The 20,861-nt window shown below is 63.4% G+C and carries 19 protein-coding genes; 9 read left to right on the forward strand and 10 right to left on the reverse strand.

Translation table 11 applies throughout. The annotated features are described in order from the left end of the window. Positions 1-48 precede the first annotated feature (48 nt). Positions 49-1,575, reverse strand: coding sequence for a sugar transferase (locus tag FZI91_RS06620; protein WP_309224183.1), 1,527 nt, complete (start codon positions 1,573-1,575; stop codon positions 49-51). 634 nt (positions 1,576-2,209) lie between these two features. Continuing rightward, positions 2,210-3,148 (reverse strand): oxygenase MpaB family protein, encoded by a 939-nt coding sequence (locus FZI91_RS06625; RefSeq protein WP_155938050.1) that lies wholly within the window; start codon positions 3,146-3,148, stop codon positions 2,210-2,212. Positions 3,149-3,216: 68 nt separating this feature from the next. On the opposite strand from FZI91_RS06625, the gene FZI91_RS06630 reads away from it, so the two are divergent. Next, positions 3,217-3,819, forward strand: coding sequence for a TetR/AcrR family transcriptional regulator (locus FZI91_RS06630; protein WP_162526576.1), 603 nt, complete (start codon positions 3,217-3,219; stop codon positions 3,817-3,819). On the opposite strand, the gene FZI91_RS06635 is transcribed toward FZI91_RS06630, so the two are convergent. After that, positions 3,809-4,390: a VOC family protein gene (locus tag FZI91_RS06635; protein ID WP_155938556.1), complete on the reverse strand. Its 582-nt coding sequence runs from the start codon at positions 4,388-4,390 to the stop codon at positions 3,809-3,811. The genes FZI91_RS06630 and FZI91_RS06635 overlap by 11 nt on opposite strands. A gap of 120 nt (positions 4,391-4,510) precedes the next feature. Here FZI91_RS06635 and FZI91_RS06640 point away from each other — a divergent pair, with 120 nt between their 5' ends. The 6 genes from FZI91_RS06640 (at position 4,511) to FZI91_RS06665 (ending at position 11,245) form a co-directional block, all read left to right on the forward strand. After that, on the forward strand, positions 4,511-5,116 hold the full coding sequence (locus FZI91_RS06640; protein WP_162526588.1) for a TetR/AcrR family transcriptional regulator: 606 nt from the start codon (positions 4,511-4,513) through the stop codon (positions 5,114-5,116). Further along, positions 5,117-6,238 carry an alpha/beta hydrolase gene (locus FZI91_RS06645; protein WP_155938053.1) on the forward strand — a complete coding sequence of 374 codons (1,122 nt, stop codon included), beginning with the start codon at positions 5,117-5,119 and terminating at the stop codon, positions 6,236-6,238. 1 nt (position 6,239) lies between these two features. Beyond that, entirely contained in the window at positions 6,240-7,202 is a 963-nt protein-coding gene (locus FZI91_RS06650; protein WP_155938054.1) for a 2-hydroxyacid dehydrogenase, read from the forward strand. A gap of 64 nt (positions 7,203-7,266) precedes the next feature. Then, positions 7,267-8,118 carry an SDR family oxidoreductase gene (locus FZI91_RS06655; RefSeq protein WP_155938055.1) on the forward strand — a complete coding sequence of 284 codons (852 nt, stop codon included), beginning with the start codon at positions 7,267-7,269 and terminating at the stop codon, positions 8,116-8,118. A gap of 15 nt (positions 8,119-8,133) precedes the next feature. Next, complete coding sequence (locus FZI91_RS06660) at positions 8,134-10,317, forward strand: acyl-CoA dehydrogenase (RefSeq protein ID WP_155938056.1); 2,184 nt, start codon at positions 8,134-8,136, stop codon at positions 10,315-10,317. Further along, positions 10,307-11,245, forward strand: a complete 939-nt coding sequence (locus FZI91_RS06665; protein WP_162526577.1) for an alpha/beta fold hydrolase — start codon at positions 10,307-10,309, stop codon at positions 11,243-11,245. The genes FZI91_RS06660 and FZI91_RS06665 overlap by 11 nt, the downstream gene beginning before the upstream one ends. A gap of 26 nt (positions 11,246-11,271) precedes the next feature. Here FZI91_RS06665 and FZI91_RS06670 read toward each other — a convergent pair whose 3' ends face one another. Genes FZI91_RS06670 through fadD2 form a run of 3 tightly spaced genes read right to left on the reverse strand, consistent with a single transcriptional unit; the run spans position 11,272 to position 14,694 of the window. Next, positions 11,272-11,736 carry an SRPBCC family protein gene (locus tag FZI91_RS06670; protein ID WP_155938057.1) on the reverse strand — a complete coding sequence of 155 codons (465 nt, stop codon included), beginning with the start codon at positions 11,734-11,736 and terminating at the stop codon, positions 11,272-11,274. 18 nt (positions 11,737-11,754) lie between these two features. Beyond that, positions 11,755-13,020, reverse strand: a complete 1,266-nt coding sequence (locus FZI91_RS06675) for a trans-acting enoyl reductase family protein (protein ID WP_155938058.1) — start codon at positions 13,018-13,020, stop codon at positions 11,755-11,757. A gap of 3 nt (positions 13,021-13,023) precedes the next feature. Then, positions 13,024-14,694: a long-chain-fatty-acid--CoA ligase FadD2 gene (gene fadD2, locus FZI91_RS06680; protein WP_155938059.1), complete on the reverse strand. Its 1,671-nt coding sequence runs from the start codon at positions 14,692-14,694 to the stop codon at positions 13,024-13,026. A gap of 118 nt (positions 14,695-14,812) precedes the next feature. Here fadD2 and ligD point away from each other — a divergent pair, with 118 nt between their 5' ends. Next, positions 14,813-16,009 (forward strand): non-homologous end-joining DNA ligase, encoded by a 1,197-nt coding sequence (gene ligD, locus FZI91_RS06685; RefSeq protein WP_162526589.1) that lies wholly within the window; start codon positions 14,813-14,815, stop codon positions 16,007-16,009. Between the two features lie 48 nt (positions 16,010-16,057). Beyond that, positions 16,058-16,651: a signal peptidase I gene (gene lepB, locus FZI91_RS06690; protein WP_313884532.1), complete on the forward strand. Its 594-nt coding sequence runs from the start codon at positions 16,058-16,060 to the stop codon at positions 16,649-16,651. Between the two features lie 100 nt (positions 16,652-16,751). Here lepB and FZI91_RS06695 read toward each other — a convergent pair whose 3' ends face one another. The 4 genes from FZI91_RS06695 to FZI91_RS06710 are packed head-to-tail and all read right to left on the reverse strand — an operon-like array spanning position 16,752 to position 20,828. Then, complete coding sequence (locus FZI91_RS06695) at positions 16,752-17,519, reverse strand: MerR family transcriptional regulator (RefSeq protein ID WP_155938062.1); 768 nt, start codon at positions 17,517-17,519, stop codon at positions 16,752-16,754. Then, positions 17,516-19,015 (reverse strand): NAD(P)/FAD-dependent oxidoreductase, encoded by a 1,500-nt coding sequence (locus FZI91_RS06700; protein WP_155938063.1) that lies wholly within the window; start codon positions 19,013-19,015, stop codon positions 17,516-17,518. Before FZI91_RS06700 ends, FZI91_RS06695 begins: the two co-directional genes overlap by 4 nt. 11 nt (positions 19,016-19,026) lie before the next feature. Continuing rightward, on the reverse strand, positions 19,027-19,947 hold the full coding sequence (locus tag FZI91_RS06705; protein ID WP_155938064.1) for a ferritin-like domain-containing protein: 921 nt from the start codon (positions 19,945-19,947) through the stop codon (positions 19,027-19,029). A 35-nt stretch (positions 19,948-19,982) separates the two neighbouring features. Further along, entirely contained in the window at positions 19,983-20,828 is an 846-nt protein-coding gene (locus FZI91_RS06710; RefSeq protein ID WP_155938065.1) for an SDR family NAD(P)-dependent oxidoreductase, read from the reverse strand. Positions 20,829-20,861 lie beyond the last annotated feature (33 nt).

Here is a 20,861-nt window from a genome sequence, read left to right on the forward strand (position 1 = left end):
CCGCCAATATGACAACTAGGTTGACATATGCGGGAGTCTGGATGGCCGCTAGTAGGCCCCGTCGCTACGTGCCACCGCGCGGAAGGTGCGCCACAGGATCGAGACGTCCGACACCATGGACCAGTTCTCGACGTATGACAGGTCGAGACGCACCGCCTCATCCCACGGCAGGTCCGACCGTCCACTCACCTGCCACAGGCCTGTCATACCGGGCTTGACCAGGAGCCGGCGCTTGATGACGTCGGTGTACTCCTCCACCTCGCGGCGCAGGGGCGGGCGTGGGCCGACCAGACTCATCTCGCCGCGCAGCACGTTGAACAGCTGGGGCAGTTCATCGAGGCTCGTGCGCCGCAGGAGTTGGCCCACCATGGTGACCCGCGGATCCTCGCGCATCTTGAAAAGCGGTCCGGCGCCATCATTTTCGGCCATCAATGCCGCGACCATCTGATCGGCACCGACCACCATGGAACGGAACTTGATCATGCGGAAGGGCCTGGACCGCACGCCGATGCGCTCGGCCGAGTAGAACACCGGGCCGCGCGACTCCAGCTTCACTGCAAGGGCGCAGATCAGCAGGATGGGACTGAATCCGATGATGAGCAGCAGAGCGCCGATCCGGTCGAAAAGCACCTTGTGCATCCGAGATGCACCCTCGTACTGGGGCTCCGCGAGATGAATCAAGGGCATCGAGCCTGCGGGGCGCACCCGCACGCGCGGCTGGTCGACGTCGAACACACCGGGCGAGACCAGCAGGTTGACCCCGATCTCGCTGAGGCGCCAGGCCAATTCGCGCATCTTCTCCGGACCGAGCTGTTCGGTGGCGGTGACTGCCACGGTATCCGCGTCCGCCTCGATCACCGCGGCGACGATGCGGTCCTCCGCACCAAGGATGGGGATCACGCGGTCGGCGACCTCGATGTTCTGGCCCGGCGCACCGAGGTACCCGGGGACGCACACGCCGACGACGCGGTACCCGAGAGCTGTGTCGCGCCCGAAATTCTCGGCCAGGTTCAGCGCTGCGGCGTCGCCACCGAGCACCACGACCTTGAAGATCTGCCTCCCGCGCGCACGCTGCCGATTGAGCCAGACACGAAAGAGCTTTCGGTTGAGCAGCAGTCCCGACAATCCCGCCACCAACAGCACGCCCAGAGCGAAACGCGAGATCGGATACTTGACCAGAACGCTGGCGATGGTGAATAGCCCGAACATGTTGAAGGTCGCCCGGAAGACCCGTCGATACTCCTCGCTGCCGCTTCCCATGAAATGCGGCTCACGACTGCGGTAGACGCCGAGCATCACGGCCCAGTAGGCGCAGAAACTGCCCCAGAGAATGACCTCGTTACGGCTCATCGGGTCGTCGATGTCGCGCATCGCCATGGCCAGCCATGCCGCGCCCGCGATGATCAAAGTGTCGAAGACAAGGAGCCAGCGGGCGTAGGCGTCGCCCCAATGCGCCGCACGATGCCCCGCTGAAGACGGTGTGACCATCGTCTGCGGGCGGCGCGGTCGCCGGACGCTGCCGATCCGGCCTCTCAGCCGAGGCGGCGCAGGCGATCCTTCGTTCACCGCGACCACGAGCGCGTCCTCTCAGAACATCCCCGACAGCAACATGCATACAGCTCGTGTCACTGGGCAGAACCTGCGGAAGATTCCGCACAGCACTGCGATGACAACCATCGTGTGAACGTCCCCAGATCATTGGCCGCACCAAATGTTGTAACGGCCGTTACCAGTTTCGCCCGGAAGGGAATGTATCCAGAGAATCGCCGTCTGGCAACACCGGCGTTTTGATCGCCTGCAATTGTGATAGAGGTCACCGACCTTCATCGCAAATGTACAGATTGTCCTTTGATTAGAACTGCGGGACTGTTGATTTTTGGATAGTTGAGCTGGTCAAATACAAGAATTGGGCAAGTCGAAAAAAGTTCATCGAGTACATAGTTAGCTTGCCCTCGATACCACCAACCAACGAGCCAGCAATGAAAACACTAGCGATTTCTTGCCACAGCGCAACGCATTGGACAACGCGCGATCATCCGCCAAAGACGCCGATGCATGCCGGGCGCGACACCTCCACGGCGTGACAGATTTTGCCCACAACCGAACAGAGCATCCAACAAATCTGGTAATAGCGGTGAACCACATGGTCAGTGCCGCGGTGCGGCGTGCGCCATGCCGCTAACTGGATACGATTGTTAGCTCAAATTGTTCAGACGAGGTCGCGGTCGGTGCGAATTCTCCAGTCGAGATCGATCATCAGGGCATTGAACGGGAAGCGCCGCAGCACGTTGGGCTGTAGCCGATTCGCCACCGCAAGGACGCGAACAAGAGCTCCGAAGGTTCGCTCGCGTGACGCACTCCAGGGCAGCCGCATCTCGTCGCGGAACTTCTGTGGAAGGAATCCGGTCGTGAGGAGACGCGAGAAGGCTCCCACCGGCCGACGCAAGAACCGCGGCACCGCGACGGACGCCGATGCGATCCGGTACAAGTACGGACGCACGTGGTCGTCAATGTGGACAAGGTCCAGCGACTGCTCCCAGTACGCGTCGAATTCCGCGCACGACGTCGGCCACATCGTCAGGGGCATCTGCAGGGTGGTGCCCATGACGGCCCCTTCTTGCAAACACCGCTCTGCCATATCGGCGGTCATCGGCCCCACAAACGCCTCGTACACGTCGACAAACCCCTTGTAGAGACAAATCGCCACCCACTTCTGCAGTTCGGGGTTGAAGGCGTTGTATTGCACCGCGTCACCGGGGGCCGAACGCACCTGCGCATGGGACCGATTGGTGGCCTTTCGGAACGCCGCCTTCTGTTCAGGGCTGCCCATTGAGGCGACCGCCAGGTAGGTGAAGGTGGTCCGGGCTCGCTTGATCGGATGCAGATCGGCGCGCCCGCTCTCCACCGTGCTGTCGACCACGCCATACCCCACACCGGGGCGAGCCAACTGCATGATGACGTTGGCCGGCCCCGCCAACAGGGCCAACCCCATCATGTTGTCCGCCATATTGGGCTGGCGCCGCCAGGACCACCACGGCGACAGCCGCGCAGGCGATGGCACCGGCTCGTTGCGGCGGCTCCGCGAGCCGGGTCCGCCGTCCTCGACGATCCGACCTTCGACCTCTGATACCCGCTCGATAGTCACCATTGACCCCTTATATCTGCGAACACTTGTTCTCAAATATGTTCCAACGGGCCGCCACCTGTCAAGATGTGGTGGTGACGTCATCGCGGGTCTACGGGGGCATCCAGGCCCCGGATCGCCAGGCCGAGCGCCGAAGTCGGCTGCTGGACGCCGGGCTGGACCTTCTCACCTCCGGCCCCGCGCCCAATCTCACAGTCCGCGGCGTCTGCAAGCACGCCGGCGTGGTGGCCAGGTACTTCTACGAGAACTTCACCGACCTCGATCAGCTGAGCGCCGAGGTGTACGACGGAATCGTCGGCCAGGTCGCCGCAACCACCCAGCAGGCCGTGGACGCGGCGCCGATGCGCGAGAAGACCGCGGCCGGCATCGCCAACATCGTGCACACCATCGCCGAGGATCGGCGAATCGGCACACTCTTGTTCAGCATCAATCCCGCCAATTCGGTGATTGCCCACCGACGTAACACGACATGGGACCTGTTCGCAGCCCTGTCCGGCCAGCATCTGAACAAGACATATCAGCTCGCGGACAACGAATCAATGAGGGCTGCAGCCTATTTCGCTGTCGGCGGCGTTGGGCAGACTCTCGCCGCATGGGTATCCGGCCAGCTGAAACTCAGCACGGATGAGCTTATCGACGCACTCACCCGACTCCTCGAGCCGACTAGGCGGTAGCGACCTCTCGCGGGGTACGTTCCGCGGCGGTCTTGGGCGCGACCTTCAGATCATCGGCGGTGAATTCCTTGGTCCAACAGGCGAATTCGAGAGTAATGCCGTCAGGATCCAAGAAGTAGAACGACCGCACGTACACGCCCGGGTGCAGTTCCTTCGATACCTGAAACTCACTCTCGTCGTGGTTGAGGATCGGCCCCACCCGTACGCCCTTGGACTTGAGCTTCACGCGGTACTCGTCGAACTTCTCGGCGGGAACGTGCAGCGAGATGTGGTTCATGGAGCTCACGGCGCTCACGATATCGCCGATGCCCGGGATGGCGGCGGGTGCCGATATCCCGGGCACCCCATCCGGTGCATCTTTGAACCAGAAGAATGCCAGGCTGTCGCCACCGCCGGCATCGAGAAAGAAGTGCTGCCCCTGCCCCATGGGAAGGTCGAGCGACTTGATGAGCGGCATACCCAGCACGTTGGTGTAGAAGTCAACGGTGCGCTTCATGTCCGAACACACAAGCGCAACATGGTTAAACCCACCGAACTCGAACTCCGAGTTGGGGTTGTTCGGTTTGATCATCGTCACGGGGAGCCTCCTTGATCCGACCGCATGACAGCCTTGCGTTTTACGCTAATCTGAATCTAACATCAGATTCAGAAACAGGTCAATACCGATTCGGCAAGTAGACGAGGGGTGATGGTGGTTCAACCCACTGTGCGCGGCCGTCAAACCCAGGCCGCCATCGACGAGGCCGCACGAACTGTCATTGCCCACAAAGGAATTCTCGCCACCACCGTCGCCGACATCGCAGCAGAGGCCGGCCGGTCCACGGCGTCGTTCTACAACTACTACGACTCCAAAGAGGCGATGGTCGCGCAGTGGGCCATGCGATTTCGTACCGAGGCGCAGGAGCGCGTCTCGGCCGCTACCCAGCATGGGCGCTCCAACAAGCAGCGCGCACGGGACGTCGCCACCGCACACTGGCTGACCTGGCGCCATCAGCTCGCCGAGATGATCAGCGTGTCGCAGCTGGCCATGATCAATCCGGAGTTCGCGGCATTCTGGAATCAAATATGCTCCGAGCCAATCGATTTCCTCACCACCACCATCAAACGCGCACAGCGTGACGGCTACAGCCCCGGCGATGACCCGCACCTCATGGCCACTGCGATCGTCTCGATGATGAATCAGTTCGCCTACAACCAGCTCAGCCAGGGCAATGCGGCCAGCGTCGACGACGATGCCTGCATCGACACCCTGGCCGGAATCTGTTACCGCGCCATCTATTCCAAGGAGATCTGCTAAATGCCCACCGAAGTGACCGTCGAACGAGAATTCATCGGTCTGCCCTCATCGACCGCCGGACGCAACGGAGCCGGCGGTCATCCCTGCCAGGGTCTGTACCACCGGGCCGCCGGCACCAGACCCAAGATCGCCTTCATCGCAACCCATTATCAAATCGACTTCTCCGAGCACTACATCGCCGAGTACCTGGCCCGCCACGGATACGGATTCCTGGGCTGGAACACCCGATTCCGCGGATTCGAAAGCCACTTCCTGCTCGATCACGCCCTAGTCGACATCGGGGTGGGTGTGCGCTGGCTGCAGGAACAGGCCGGCGTGGAAACTGTCTTGCTGCTGGGCAATTCGGGCGGAGGATCGCTGATGTCGGCATACCAGTCGCAGTCGGTCGCACCCAAAGTGACGCCGCTGGACGGTATGCGTCCGGCCGAAGGGCTAGACAGCCTGCCCGCCGCCGCGGGTTATGTCGCCAGCGCCGCACATCTGGGCCGCCCCGATGTGCTGACCGACTGGATGGATGCCTCGGTGATCGACGAGAGCGATCCGGCCTCCACCGATCCCTCGCTCGATCTGTTCAATGAGGAGAACGGTCCGGCCTACTCCCCCGTCTTCGTCGCCAAGTATCGCGAGGGACAAGTGGCGCGCAACCACCGGATCACTGCCTGGGCCATCGAAGAGCTCGCCCGGGTACGCGCCGCCGGGTTCAGCGACAGCGCTTTCACCGTGCATCGCACCTGGGCGGATCCGCGCATGGTCGATCCCACCCTGGAACCGACGAAGCGGCCGGCGAACCTCTGCTACGCGGGCGTGCCGGTGAAGGCCAATCGTTCGACATTCGGAATCGGTTGTGCCACCACACTGAAGAACTGGCTGGGTATGTGGAGCCTGTCTCACGCCCAGACCCGCGCCGAACCTCACCTGGCCGATGTCAACGTCCCCGCGCTGGTCATCAACGCCGACGGCGATACCGGGGTCTTCCCGTCCGATGCCCAGCGCATTTACGACGCCCTGGGCTCGACCGACAAGTCGCGGGCCTCTATCGACGCCGATCACTACTTCCAGAACCCCGGAGCTCGCCAGGAGCAGGCCGATACCATCGCGGAGTGGGCAAGCAAGCGGTGGTGAGATGAGCCTCTCGGGCGAAGATCGTCGACTCAGAGTTCTCGCCCACTTTCCGTGCGGTCCACGGGTCCGTGAACAGCTTGCGCCGCATGTCGATTGGCTCGACGTGCATTTCTGCGCCGAGGATGATGACGACGCGTTTTACGCCGAGTTACCGCATGCCGAGGTGCTCTGGCATGTACTGCGTCCACTCTCCGATGACGACATTTCGAAGGGCGAACGGCTGCGGTTGATCCACAAGTTCGGCGCCGGGGTGAACACCATCGCGCTGGACGCCGCCACCGACCAGGGGGTGGCCGTCGCGAATATGCCCGGGGCCAACGCGCCATCAGTCGCGGAGGGCGCTCTGCTGCTGATGCTCGCGGCGCTGCGACAGCTGCCGCGGCTGGATCGGGAGACCCGCGCCGGGCAGGGCTGGCCAACCGATCAGTCGCTCGGCGACACCGTACGCGATATCGGCTCCTGCACAGTCGGATTGGTGGGGTACGGCAACATCGCCAAGACGCTGGAGAAGATCCTGCTGGCGATGGGTGCAACGGTGCTGCATACGAGTACCCGCGATGACGACACAGCTACGTGGCACGGCCTGGACGACCTGCTGACCAGCAGCGACATAGTGTCGCTGCATCTGCCGCTCACCGACAAGACCACCAGCATGCTCGACGCCGCGGCGCTGGGCCGGATGAAGCCCGGATCGGTCTTGGTGAACACCTCCCGCGGCGCAGTCGTCGAGGAGGCAGCCCTGGTCAACGCCCTGCGGTATGGCCCGCTGGGCGCTGCCGGATTGGATGTCTTTGCACAAGAACCGGTTTCATCGGATAACCCGCTGTTGACGCTGCCGAATGTGGTGGTCACGCCGCATGTCACCTGGTTCACGGCCGACACCATGACGCGCTACCTTGACCACGCGATCGCCAACTGCCGGCGCCTGCACGACGGGCTGCCGCTAGCTGACCGCGTGCGCTAAGCTAGCACCCGAGATTTACACTAGAGAGTATTCGTAAACGAACCACAATGGCGTGGGAGGACGAATGGGAACAGCTGTACAGCTCGCAGGCAAGGTCGTGGCAATTACCGGCGGAGCACGTGGAATCGGACGGGCCATCGCCACGGCGTTCGCCGCCGAGGGAGCGAAGGTCGCAATCGGCGACATCGACAAGAAAATGTGCGAGAACACTGCCGCCGAGATCGGAAGCGGCACCATCGGCCTGCCTCTCGATGTCACCGATCACGGCAGCTTCGAAGCCTTCTTCGACACCATCGCGGCCACCGTCGGACCCGTCGACGTGATCGTCAACAACGCAGGCATCATGCCCATCACCCCGTTCGGGGAAGAGTCGCTGGAATCCATTCAGCGCCAGCTCGATATCAACGTGCGCGGCGTCATGTGGGGCAGCCAGCTTGCGATCACACGGATGAAACCGCGTCGCGGCGGCGTGATCGTCAACATCGCGTCCGCGGCAGGCAAGATGGGCGTGCCGGGCCTCGCCACATACTGCGCGACGAAGTGGGCGGTGATCGGCCTCTGCGAATCACTGACCCTCGAGCTCAAGGACGACAACATCTCTGTGGTCTGCGTGATGCCCGGTGTGGTCAACACCGAGCTGGTGGCGGGCCTCGAAAAGCACTGGCTGCTGGGAATCGTTCAGCCCGAAGACATTGCTGCCGGCGTACTCAAGGCCGTCCGCAAAGGCAAGTTCCCCGTCATGGTGCCCAAGAAACTCGGACCCATGTTTCGGACTACTGCCATGTTGCCCCGCGCGATGTACGGGGCAACAGCGCGATCGCTGGGGATGGATCACTTTATGCTCGACGCCCACGGCACCTCGGCGCGTGCCGCATACGAAGATCGCGCCAACCACAGCGAGCCCAGTGCCGAATAGTTAGGAAGCATTCACATGCCGATCGCCATCAACAGTGAGCACGTCGCGCTAGCGGATTCGGCACACGCGTTCGTCGAGCGCGTTGTGCCCTCCGAGCTGCTCCACGAGACGCTCGAAACACCGCTGCCGTGGCCTCCCCCATTCTGGAAGGCCGCCGCCGATCAGGGCCTCACCTCCGTACACCTCGCTGAATCTGTTGGCGGCCAAGGCTTTGGAGTATTGGAGCTGGCGATTGTCGTCGCTGAGTTCGGGCGCGGCGCCGTCCCCGGGCCGTTCGTTCCCTCAGCCATCGCGAGCGCACTCATCAGCGCCCACGATCCCAACCACCCGCTGCTGGCCGATCTCGCGTCCGGTGCATCTATCGCTACCTTCTCCTCCGCATCGTCCTTCACCGCAACGGCATCCGGCGACGGCCTCACCGTGGACGGACAGGCACGTTCGGTGCCATCAGCGGCATCGGCCGCATACGTGGTGGCCCCGGTCTCGGTCGGCAACGATCGCGTGTGGGTCGTGCTCAGTGCCGACGACGTCGCCCTTGCCCCGCAGCAGAGCGTGGATCCGCTGCGACCCGTCGCACATGTGACGGGGGCCGGCGCACAGGTTCCCGGCGATCGCGTGCTGCGCGGTCTCACCGATGCGCAGGCCACCAGCATCATCTCCACGATCATCTCCGCCGAAGCGGTGGGCGTCGCTCGCTGGGCCACCGACACTGCATCCGAATACGCCAAGGTGCGTGAGCAATTCGGCCGGCCCATTGGGCAATTCCAGGGCATCAAACACAAGTGCGCCACCATGGCGGCCGTCACCGAACGCGCCACCGCCGCCGTGTGGGACGCCGCCCGCGCCCTCGACGACGCCGACGAGGCACCCGGCGTGGTGGAGTTCGCGGCCTCGGTGGCCGCCACCCTGGCACCCGCGGCGGCCCAGCAGTGCGCTCAGGATTGCATTCAGGTGCACGGTGGTATCGGCTATACCTGGGAGCACGACGCCCATATCTACTACCGCAGGGCGCTGGGTCTCATTGCCTCCCTGGGCCGTTCCGGCAGCACGGCGGCGAGCGTCATTCGTACCGCGCTCGAGCACGGACTGCGCAAGGTAGACATCGACTTGGCGCCGGAAACCGAGGCGCTGCGCGAGGAGGTTCGTTCCGAAGTCGCCGCCCTGAAGGAGATCCCGTCCGGACAGCGCAATACCGCTATCGCCGAGGGCGGATGGGTCCTGCCTTACCTACCCACACCGTGGGGACGGGCAGCATCCCCCATCGAGCAGGTGATCATTTCCCAGGAGTTCCTCACCGGCAGGGTGCGCCGGCCACAGCTGGGTATCGCCACCTGGCTGGTGCCGTCCATCGTTGCGTACGGCACTAATGAGCAGAAGCAACGTTTCCTGCCGCCCACGTTCCGCGGTGAAATGATCTGGTGCCAACTATTTTCTGAGCCGGGCGCCGGTTCTGATCTCGCGGGGCTGTCCACCAAGGCTGTCAAGGTGGACGGGGGCTGGCGCCTCACCGGCCAGAAGATTTGGACCTCGGTGGCCCAGTTCGCCCACTGGGGCACCTGCCTGGCCAGGACGGACCCAAACGCCCCCAAACACAACGGCATCACCTACTTCCTGATCGATATGAAGAACGAGGGCGTCACCGTGCGTCCGCTGCGCGAAATGACCGGTGGCGCGTTGTTCAACGAAGTGTTCATCGACGACGTGTTCGTGCCCGATGAGCTGGTTGTCGGCGAGGTCGACCGCGGCTGGGAGGTTAGCCGTAACACCTTGACGGCCGAACGGGTTTCGATCGGGAGCTCCGATCTGCCGTTCCTGGCGAGCCTGGACGATTTGGTGAAGTTCGCCGGGGAGCACGAGCTCGGTGAGGTCGCGCGCGACAAGGCCGGGCAGCTCATCGCCGAGGGGCATGCCGTCAGACTGCTGAACCTGCGTTCCACCCTGTTGACCCTCGCCGGGGGCGACCCGATGCCATCGGCGGCGGTCTCCAAGCTGCTGGGCATGCGTACGGGACAGGGATACGCCGAGTTCGTCGTGAACTACTTCGGCCAAGACGGCGCCATCGGCGATTCCTCCCAGGAGCCGGGCGTGTGGGCGGACTATCTTCTAGCTAGCCGTGCCACCACCATCTACGGCGGCACCTCCGAGGTGCAGCTAAACATCATTGCCGAGCGACTGTTAGGACTGCCGCGTGACCCGTAATACCGCTACCGAGACCGCCTGGCGCCAGCGCGAGGGATTATTCGTGACGGCCGATGGAACTCGGATTGGGTTCTCCGACACCGGGAATCGTGCCGCACCTGTCACGGTGGTGTTTCTGCATGGATGGACACAGAATCGCGAGGCGTGGGACGATGTCGCCGGTCCACTGCACGAACGCAACCCGGAGCTGCGCGTCGTAGGGATCGACCACCGTGGGCACGGTAAGTCGGACCCCGCGCCCGAGGGCACCGTCACTCCGACGCAGCTCGCCTCGGATGTCGCCGAGTTCATCGAGGCCGAGATCCCGTCGGGTCAGATAATCCTCCTTGGCCACTCGATGGGCGGCATGACGATGATGCGCCTGGGCCAGATCCGGCCCGACCTTGTCGCACAACGGGTATCGGGCGCGATCTTCGTGGCGACCTCCGCAGGAAAACTCCTCAAGCCGCTACGGATCGTCGAGCCCGTTTTCGGCGTTCTCAAGTCGGTGATCCTCGGTGTCATGGGCCAGGGCTGGGTGATTCAGCAGGGTTACCTCATGCGGCCGATCATCTCGACGCTGGTGTTCGGGCGTGACCCGCGGCCGTACGACGTGAGCCGCGTGTGGGATCAGATTCGTTCCGGCGATCCGCGCGCCTACAAGGAAGCCGCCAACGGCCTGCTCAACAACGACCTGTTCGACGGGTTGGAGCCCTACCGCGGCAAGCCGGTCGCAGTTCTAGCAGGTTCCCGCGATTTCCTCACTCCGGCAAGCGATTCCCGTGAAATGGCGGCCAGGCTCGGCACGAAGGAACTCCGCACCTACCCGGGCTCGGGGCACATGCTGCCCAACGAGCGGGCTACCGAGGTGGTCAACGAAATCGTCACCGTGCTCGATACTCTGGGACAGGAGCCCGCCACCCGAGTTGCCACGGAATCCGCGGGGTAGACCGCGTTGTGGCCGGGCCGGTCAAGCTAGCTGAACCGACCCTGGAGCCGCTGCAGCGTGGACTCAATCCCACTTGTGTTCGCCTTGACGAAGCCGGTTAGCTTGTAGTTCAACAGGGTTCGTATCGATCCGGCGTTGCGGAAGTCGAACGTCTCGGTGACACGGGTGCTGGTGGGCGACAATGCGTCAAACTCCCAGCGCCACCGGTGGCCGAGAGGATGACGCCATTCAATGACTGTGCCTGGATCGAGTTGCGTCACGACGCTAGTGATGCGGTAGGGAAATCCGTACATCCGCATCTTGGTAGAAAAACGCGAGCCAACCTCGAGATGGTCTGGCGCGCGCACATTCTGACCGACAGTACCCGATCCGTCTAGTTCGTGATGACGCCTTGGGTCCGCGGCGATATCGAACAATTCCGCTGCCGAGGCGGGCACTACGACTGAGCGACCGACCTGCTGTGGCCCCGCCTCTACCACCGATACCGACATGCATTCACTCCAATCATTTCATTCCGGCGCAGAAACCTGTAACCGCTCGACCTCGACGGTCACACCCCCGGCCACCCGCAGCCGCTTCAGCAGTGGGTCGCCCATTGCGGCGGCAGGCGTCAAAACTCCTAGCCGGTCTGGTAATTCGGCGCGGTCAAGCGCCAGGGTCAGTCCGCTCTCACCGAGCAGCACCGCGGTGGCCTTGTAGCCCGGATCACCCTCTTGCGCGATGACCGCCCGGTAGCGCGCGCCCTCGGTGGTTGTGGTGTACGTCTCGACGCGGTAATGGCCCTTGTCCCGGGTGCGCTCGCTGGGTCCGGAACCCGGCTTGGGGAGTAGGCGCTGGGCAATGAATTTCGGCATCGGCACCCGCGTTCCCAGTCCGAACCCCATCGTCAGAAATCCGGTTACGGCAGCGGCGGCAACCGGGGCGACTATCGAGCTACCCAGACTCATTGCTTCCCGGTAGCGCATGCGAGTGCCGTACCCCCAATCCAGCAGCGCATTGCTACGCCGGACGATTCGCGTGTTAACGGGTCCCATGAAGAATGCACCCAGCCATTTACCTGCCAGCTCCGGCGCAACGGATTCACCACGCAGTGTTTGGAATTCACGCTGGCGACCCACCTCCGGCTCGGCCGGACGGTCGGGGCTCAGCGAATAGGGATCCTGCGCATTGCGGCGCACCTCTGGATCTTCGGCGCTGGCCTCCATCACTTCGACCATCGATGCCGCGGTGCCACCGCTGACACCGCCGCGGAACTTGCTCAGCACATATGTGGTTTCGAGTAGCTCACCTGTGCCGTCCTCCTGCGCCTTCTTGTACAGCGCATACACGCTCAGATCCGATGGGATGGAATCGAATCCGCAGCAGTGCACGATCCGGGCACCGGTGTCGGCTGCCTGCTTGCCGTAGACATCGATGCTCTCCCGGATGAAGTTCACCTCACCGGTCAGATCCGCATAGTCGGTTCCTGCCTCGGCGCACGCGGCCACCAGCGGCAGTCCGTACTTGGTGTACGGCCCGACAGTGGTGACGACCACCTGGGTGGAGGCGGCCATGGCTGCCAGCGTTGACGGCCGCGTGGTGTCGGCTTCGATCAGAGGCCAGTCTCTCGCCGCGGGCCCACACGCATCGCGGACCGCGGCAAGCTTTTCGGTGCTTCGCCCCGCCAGTGCGATGCGCGCCCCGGTGGCCTCCACCCGTCCAGCCAGATAGAGCGCCGTGAGCTTCCCGACGTATCCCGTTGCGCCGTACAAAACGATGTCGTGGTCCCGGGACATGCGCTACACCTCCAGTTCGCGCAGTTGGCGCTTGAGGATCTTTCCGGAAGGGTTGCGCGGCAAGATATCCAGGAAGACAACATCACGCGGCACCTTGTAGCGGGCCAGGTTGTCTCGGACATAGGAACGGATGCCGTCGGCGTCGAGCGTCGACTCTGGGTGGCGCACCACGAACGCGCGCAACCGCGCTCCCCAGTCGGGATCGTCGACGCCGAGCGCAGTCGCCTCGACAACCTCCGGGTGTCCGCTGATCAGGTCCTCGATCTCGGCGGGGAAGACGTTCTCACCGCCGGAGACGATCATTTCGTCGTCGCGACCGGAGACGTACAGCAGTCCGTGCTCGTCGAAGTAGCCAACGTCGCCACTGGACATGAGCCCGTCAATGATCTGCTTGTGTCCGCCACCCGTGTATCCCTCGAACGGGATGGCGTTGCCCACGAAGATTCGACCGATGGTCCCCTGCGGAACCGGGTTGCCTTCGTCGTCAAGGATTTTGACGGTGGCGCCCTTGACCACGGGGCCCACCGTGGCCGGATTGATGGCGAGGTCTTGTGGCCGGGCGATGGTCGCGAAGGCCACCTCGGTCGAGCCGTACAGGTTGTAGATCACCGGGCCCAGGGTGTCCAACGCGCGGCTGGCCAGCTCGCCGCCGAGCTGCGAGCCCGACACGAAAGCAATACGCAACGAGGACAAGTCGGGCTTGCTCTCGGCCTCATCGAGGGCGTTCAGCAGCCGATTGAGCATCACCGGCACCACCACGATCGCGGTGACTCGATGCTTCTCGATATCGGCAAGTACGTTCTCGGGCTTGAACTTCCGATGCAGGATGAGCGTGCATCCCAGGGACAACGCAAGGCTCTGATGTAGGTAGCCGAGGGCGTGGAACATGGGTGCGGGCACCGAGGTGATCTCGCCCGAGCGAAACGGAACGTGCGAGAACATGCCGCCGACGGGCGCCAAGGTCAGCGCCAACTTGCGCGGCGCACCCTTCGGTGTACCGGTGGTGCCACTGGTGAGGATCACCAAAGACGAGTACTTCGCCGGGCGAGGTGCAGGTGTGGTGCTATTGCGCTTGATGACGGACTCAAGCGTCTCATCCTCGGGGGCCGGCTGGTCCGGGTTCTCCGGGTTGGTGGGCAGTGCCGCCAACCGGCCCAACTCGGGGCTGTAGCCGTCCAGGAACTCGGTGTACTCCGTGTCATAGATGAGCAGACGGGCGCCCTCGCGGTCGGCAACCTCTTTGGTCTGCGGGCCGGAGAAGTCGGTGTTGAGCAAGATGACGCGGGCCCCGGCGCGGTGTGCGGCGTAGTTGGCGATGATGAACCAGCGGTGGTTGCGGGCCAGGATCGCGACACCGTCACCACCCTTGATCCCCAGGCGAATCAGGCCGTGCGCGAGCGCGTTGATGCTGTCATTCAGCTCGGCGTAGGTGAGGGAGCCCTCGTCGTCGATGATCGCGGTCTGGGTGGGGCTACGGTGCGCGGCAAATGACGGCACCGCACCGATCTCGCCGAATCGGTACAGGTCGCGGCCGATCGCGGCGAGCACGTTCGGCGGATCAAGCTTGAGCATGCCGGCCTCGATGACCTTGCGGAGATAGTGCAGCTCAGCGCCACCGCGCTTCGCCAAGGTCTGAAGCTTCGAGAAGAGCGGCCGTTCGGCGGTGATCGACATGTTCGACAGCCTATGTGACCTCGCTCTCAGTGGTGCACCCAACCGGTCGGTCGGGGCGAGTCTCGAACTACCCAGGAAAGTCGGCCTGCAGCCCTACGATGACGCCATGGCAGACGAGGTGCTGCAGATTGCGGGACGCGATGTCACCATCACGCACCCCGACAAAGTGATCTATCCCGAGCCATGTATCACCAAGCTCGACCTGGTCCAGTACTACCTCGATATCGCGGAGGGCGCGCTGCGTGGGGTCCGAGATCGGCCGATGATCCTGAAGCGATTCGTCAAGGGGATCGCACAGGAGGCGGTCTTTCAGAAACGCGTGCCCGAGAAGCGGCCGGACTGGATCGCGTCGGCCGAGCTGCACTACGCACGCGGAACCTCCGCACGGGAAGCCGTGGTGACCGACGCGGCGTCGCTGGCCTGGGTGGTCAACCTGGGTTGCGTTGACCTCAATCCGCACCCGGTGCGCGCCGACGATCTGGACCATCCCGATGAGCTGCGCATCGACCTCGACCCGATGCCAGGAGTGCGCTGGAACCAGATCCTCGATGTCGCATTCGTCGTGCGCGCGGTCCTGGAGGATCACGGGCTGACTGCCTGGCCGAAGACCTCTGGCTCACGCGGTTTCCATATCTATGCGCCGGTCGCGCCGCGCTGGACGTTCCGGGAGCTGCGGCTGGCCGCTGAGACGGTGGCCCGCGAGGTGGAGCGGCGCGCCCCGGAGCTCGCGACCAGCCGGTGGTGGAAGGAGGAACGCCACGGGGTGTTCGTCGACTTCAACCAGAACGCGAAGGACCGCACGGTGGCCTCCGCCTACTCGGTGCGCGCGACCCCGGACGCCCGAGTCTCGACGCCACTGCGCTGGGATGAGGTTGCGGGCTGTCGCCCTGAGGCGTTTACCGTGCGCACGGTGCGCGAGCGCTTCGCCGAGATCGGTGATCCATGGCGCGGCATGGATGACGCCACCGGGGCGCTGGATCAGCTACTTGAGTTGGCCGCCGAACTGGGTCCGGCGGAGAAGGCGCCGAAGGGTGCCTCCCGCGACGGACGGCGGCAATCGGCGATGCCCTTGATCGAGATCGCGCGAACGAAGACCAAGCCGGAAGCCGAAGCGGCGCTGGGCGTATGGCGGGACAGGTATCCCGCCACGGCTGAATTGCTTGAACCACAAGACATCTTGCTTGACGGCATGCGTGGTCCGAGCTCGGTCTGGTACCGGGTGCGGATCAACCTGATTCACGTCCCCGAGGCGCAGCGACCGCCGCAAGAAGAATTGATCGCCGACTACTCGCCGTGGGGATCGCACCCCCGTTAGAGTCTGCCCATGGAGCGGGGGAAACATCGCGGCCGCACGGTCGCCATCGTGATCGTTGCCGTGGTGATCGCGCTCGTCGTGGCCTATGCCGTGATGACCGAGTTCGTGGCGCAGACGTATCTGGTGCCGAGCGAAGGGATGCGGCCATCCATCCATCCCGGCGAGCGGGTCGTGGTGGACAAGCTCGCGTACCGATTCCATGCGCCGCAACCGGGCGAGGTGATCATTTTCGACGCGCCGAAAGGCTGGATTCCCAATCGTCCCAAGGGCGCCTTCGACCTTGTGAAGCGTGTCATCGCGGTGGGCGGGCAGACCGTGCAGTGCCGGGAAAGTACCGGACTCACGGTCAATGGCAAGGCCCTCCTTGAACCGTATGCGGCGAAGGACGATACCGGGGTTTGTCGCGGATTTGAGTTCGGACCCGTGACAGTTCCCGACGGGCGGCTGTGGGTCATGGGCGACGATCGCACTCACTCGGCAGACTCGCGCGCCCACTGCGTCCGGCCCGCGCAATCGGTGTGGTGCACCGGCGACCAACCGGACGCGAGTGTTCCCGTGGCCAATGTCGTTGGGCGCGTGGCGTATATCTACACGCCGCCCGTAGGGTTCCGCGACATCCCATCGGGCAACCCCCAGCGCTGAAGGGCGCGCGAATCGCAATCCACAGCACGGCCCGCGTGCGCGCCGATCGCAGATACATCCCGACGCAGGACGCCTCCCCGCGTGATGAGCTGATTGCCAACTACTCGCTATGGGGATGATCAGCGGGCAGCTGCGCTCGCTCTCGATACAGCTCCATTTCGGCGCGCAGTGCGTCGTCGAGCGCACGGTTCATGGCGGAGCGTGTCGAATGCGTCGCGGCCCGCCGCATCGTCCCGATAAGGTCTGTGGCCCAAGCGAGTTCGTCATCGGTGCCCGGGATCCAACCGGGTCCGCGCTGGCGGATCACCTCGTCGTGCGCGGCTCCGACGAGCACGCGTGCGGCGTGATCGAGCTTCTCGTTCATCGCAACGTGGATATCAACGAGCTTGGCCAGCTCCATTCCGCGCGAGATCAACGCCGCGAAGGTGTCGATCGTGTCCAGATCATTGACGAGGTAAGAGTCCGAGCCATCAACAGGCTGAATCAGCCCGGCATCGACCAAGCGCGCCAGCGTCGCAGGATCGATCGGGCCCAGCAGTTCCTCAAGTTCCCGCTTCGACAGATTCCCTTGGGCGGCATTGGACCATCGCTGCTCCAACAGACCCTCGAGATCCGACAGGTCAAGCACATCGGCAAGCTGGGCGCCCCGCTGCAGCCCCGTAAGGAATTTGGTGATGTGTTTGACGGTGAAACCCTCATTGAGCAAGCGGTTGATCGCCCGTAATTGCCGAAGGTGCCAGTCGTTATAGATAGCAGTCCTGCCCCGGCGCAGCGGCCGGGGCAGGAGCCCACGTTCTTGGTACCCGCGGATATTCCGCGTCGTCGTCCCCGAGGCTTGTGCGAGGTCGTCGATCCGGTACTCGGTCATGGTGTCGAGGCTTGCCCTGTCAGTATCAGTTCATCGCTGGTGTGCGAGACAGTGATTTTATAGTCCTGCAGGTCGAATCTCTTGAGTTGGTTGACGTACTGCGTGGCGAATCCCGGGAACATCGTCGCGTTGAACCCATCGTCCGTGAGGTACCAACTCTGGCATCCCGAGTTCCACGTAGTGGACTGCAGGCGGCGCTGGATGTCCTGGTTGTAGCGTTCCTGGATTTCGGGCCGGGGGTCCACCGATTTCCAGTCGTTGGTGAGCAGCGCGGAGATCGCATCGGTGATGTAGTTGATCTGCGCTTCCATGTAGACCAGCGCGGAACTGTGCCCGGGGCCGGAATTCGGGCCGAAGGTGAAGAACAGATTCGGGTAACCCGACACCGCAACGCTACGGAAGGCATAGGCGCCGCCGCCCCATTCGGTGGCCAGGTCCCGGCCGTCAAGTCCGGTAACCGGGTAGGGCGTACCCGCCTTGCACACGTCGAAACCGGTGGCAAAGACGATGCAATCGAATTGGTGCTCGATACCCTCGACCGTGCGGATACCCTTCGGGGCCATGCGAGCGATGGGCCAGGTGACCAGCTTGCAGTTCTCCGCCTGCAGCGCGGGGTAATAGTCACTGGTCATCAGCAGGCGTTTGCACCCCGCGGAGAAGTCAGGCTTCAGCTGCCGGCGCAGCCACGGATCCTTCACCTGCAGCCGCCGGTGCGCGGAGCTGACCGCCTCGACGATGCGGGTGAAGGGCGTATCCCAGACGACGCCCAACGCCACCGACTCGTGTCCCCAGAACCAGGCGGCGCGTGCCAGCCGCTGGCTCAGCGGCCAGTTGCGATACAGCTCCTTGAGCTGCCCACCGGTCGCGCGGTTCACCCGTGGCAGTACCCAGCCCGGCGTGCGCTGGAATACCTTCACCATGTCGGCGGTCTTCACCAGTTCCGGGACGATCTGAACGGCACTGGCCCCAGTGCCAACCACGGCAACACGCTTACCCGTGAAGTCGTAATCGTGATCCCAACGCGCACTGTGGATCTTGTGGCCCTCATAGGCGTCAAGACCCGGGATGGCAGGGAAGCTCACGTTCGCCAGCGGGCCGGAGGCCATGATCACGGTGCGGGCACGCACCGGATCTTGATTGCCAAACTCGATAGTCCACTCCCCCGCAGCCTCGTCATAGGCAACCCCGATGACGTTGTGGCCGAAGCGGATATGCGATGCCAGTGCGGCGGATTCGACCATCTGGTCGATGTAGCCGAGGATCTCGCCGCTACCGGAGTATGTGTGCGACCACTCGGGATTCGGGGCGAAGCTGTACGAATACAGCCGCGAGGGGATATCACACGCCGCTCCGGGATAGGTGTTGTCACGCCAGGTGCCGCCTACCCGGTCTCCGCGCTCGAAGATCGCGAAGTCGTTGACACCCTTGTCTTTCAGACGGATGGCTGCACCGATACCGGCGAACCCGGCACCGATGATGGCTACAGAGATCGTCATGCTGGCTGCTTTCACGCGACGGGCTCGTAGGTGAGTTCCTGCGACCAGGTTGGCTTGTTCTCCACCAACCGCATGGGAATCATGCCGGTCAATTTGACGAGCAAGTCAGCCGTGATGTGGTACTTGGACTTGCGGTTGATCACCTTCATCGCATGCCAGGAGATCAACCGATACATGGGCAGTCGCCGGACGTTCGGATTACGCTCGCCGACGCTCTTGTACCGTTTCATCGCCCCGTAGAGGCGCTCCTCGTCGACACCCATGGCCACGATGTTGTCGCGCATCTTGTTGAGCAGCGGCACATAGCTCAGCAGGCCGATCAGCAGGCTGGGCTTGAGCCAGCCGCCGACGAGCTCGGTGAGCATCTTGCGCATCTTGGAGTGACCCAGGATATCCATGACCTCGAAATCAACTGCCAAATGGCGTGATTCGTCCGAGTTGATCCGCTTGAACGCTTCCTGTGCGATCGGGTCCTTAACCTCATCGGTGATGAACTTGATGAGGGCGCCGTCCAGGGCGACCTCCAACATCGGGATAACCGTGCCCAGGAAGGATAGCGACATCCCGTCGGAGTACTTGTCGAGAAAGTTGATCACCAGCTGGACATTGACACTCGGGGAAGGGATCTCGTCATTCTCGAGCATCCCCCACCGGCGCATCAGCGCGAGCTCGGCATTGGCATGCTTCTGCTCCTCGGCGTGGAAATGCTCGTAGATGCTCTTCAGCGTCGGGGTCGGCGCCTTCTTGGCCAGTGCTGCGAACCCCCGTGCCCCGACATTCTCGATCCACATCAGGTCCGCGATGAACGGCTTGAGCTTGGCGTGCAGCTCGGGCTCGATCAGCTCGGCGCCGGGTGCGTCCCAGTCGATATCGGCAAGCGCCCACTGCTTGTCCTTGATCATCTGCAACATGTTGTCAAGATCCATTGCCATGGAATGTTTTTCCTTTCGGTGAGGTAGTGCGAAGTTCAGTCGGCGGGCAGGAACCGGCCCAACAGGCCGGCGCCGCGGGTATAGAGCGTGGGAAAATGCCGTTTGAGGTGCCATACGACATTGGCGTCCAACTGCGGCAGCACGTATAGCCGACCGCGGTCATGCGCGTCGAGGGTTCGGGTAGCGACCCGCTCCGGGGAGAAACCGGTCAGTTCCATGAGCCGGTCGGCCAAGCCCGATGCGCCTTGAGTGATGCGACCGTCCTTGGCGACGTTGGTCTTGACGAACGTCGGGCACAACACGGTGACGTTGATTCCCGTGCCACTCAGTTCGGCAGCCAAGGTCTCCGATAGCGACATGACGCCGGCCTTAGACACGTTGTACGGGCCCATCGCCGGGGCCGCGGCGAACCCCGCCGCCGAGGCCACATTGATAATTCCGCCGCGCCCCGCGGATCGCACCAGCGGGGTGAACAGCTCACATCCGTGGACAACACCCCACAGGTTGATACCCAGCGCCCAGTTCCAGTCATCAAGGCCAAATTCGCCGACCGGCTTTCCGCCGATTCCCACCCCGGCGTTATTGATAACCAGCGTGGGCGGACCACCAAATATCTCTTGTGTCCGCGCGACAAGCTTCTCGACCTCCTCGCGGGACGAAACATCACAGGTCACGGCGTCTCCGCAGCCAGCGGAAAGCCGATCTATCAAGGCCACCGTCTCCTCGGCCCGCTCGGCATTGATATCCGCGCAGATCACGTGACCCCCGCGGCGCGCGAGCTCGAGGGCGAAGGCACGCCCGATTCCACTACCAGCGCCGGTGACCACCGCTTTTGCATTCACCGAGATCGGCTGGCGTCTGAAGACGTCAAGGAGCCCCATGAGGAACTATGGCAACAGCAACTGTGCCATTTG

The sequence above is a fragment of the Mycobacteroides sp. CBMA 271 genome, from assembly GCF_009729205.1.
GTDB lineage: Bacteria > Actinomycetota > Actinomycetes > Mycobacteriales > Mycobacteriaceae > Mycobacterium.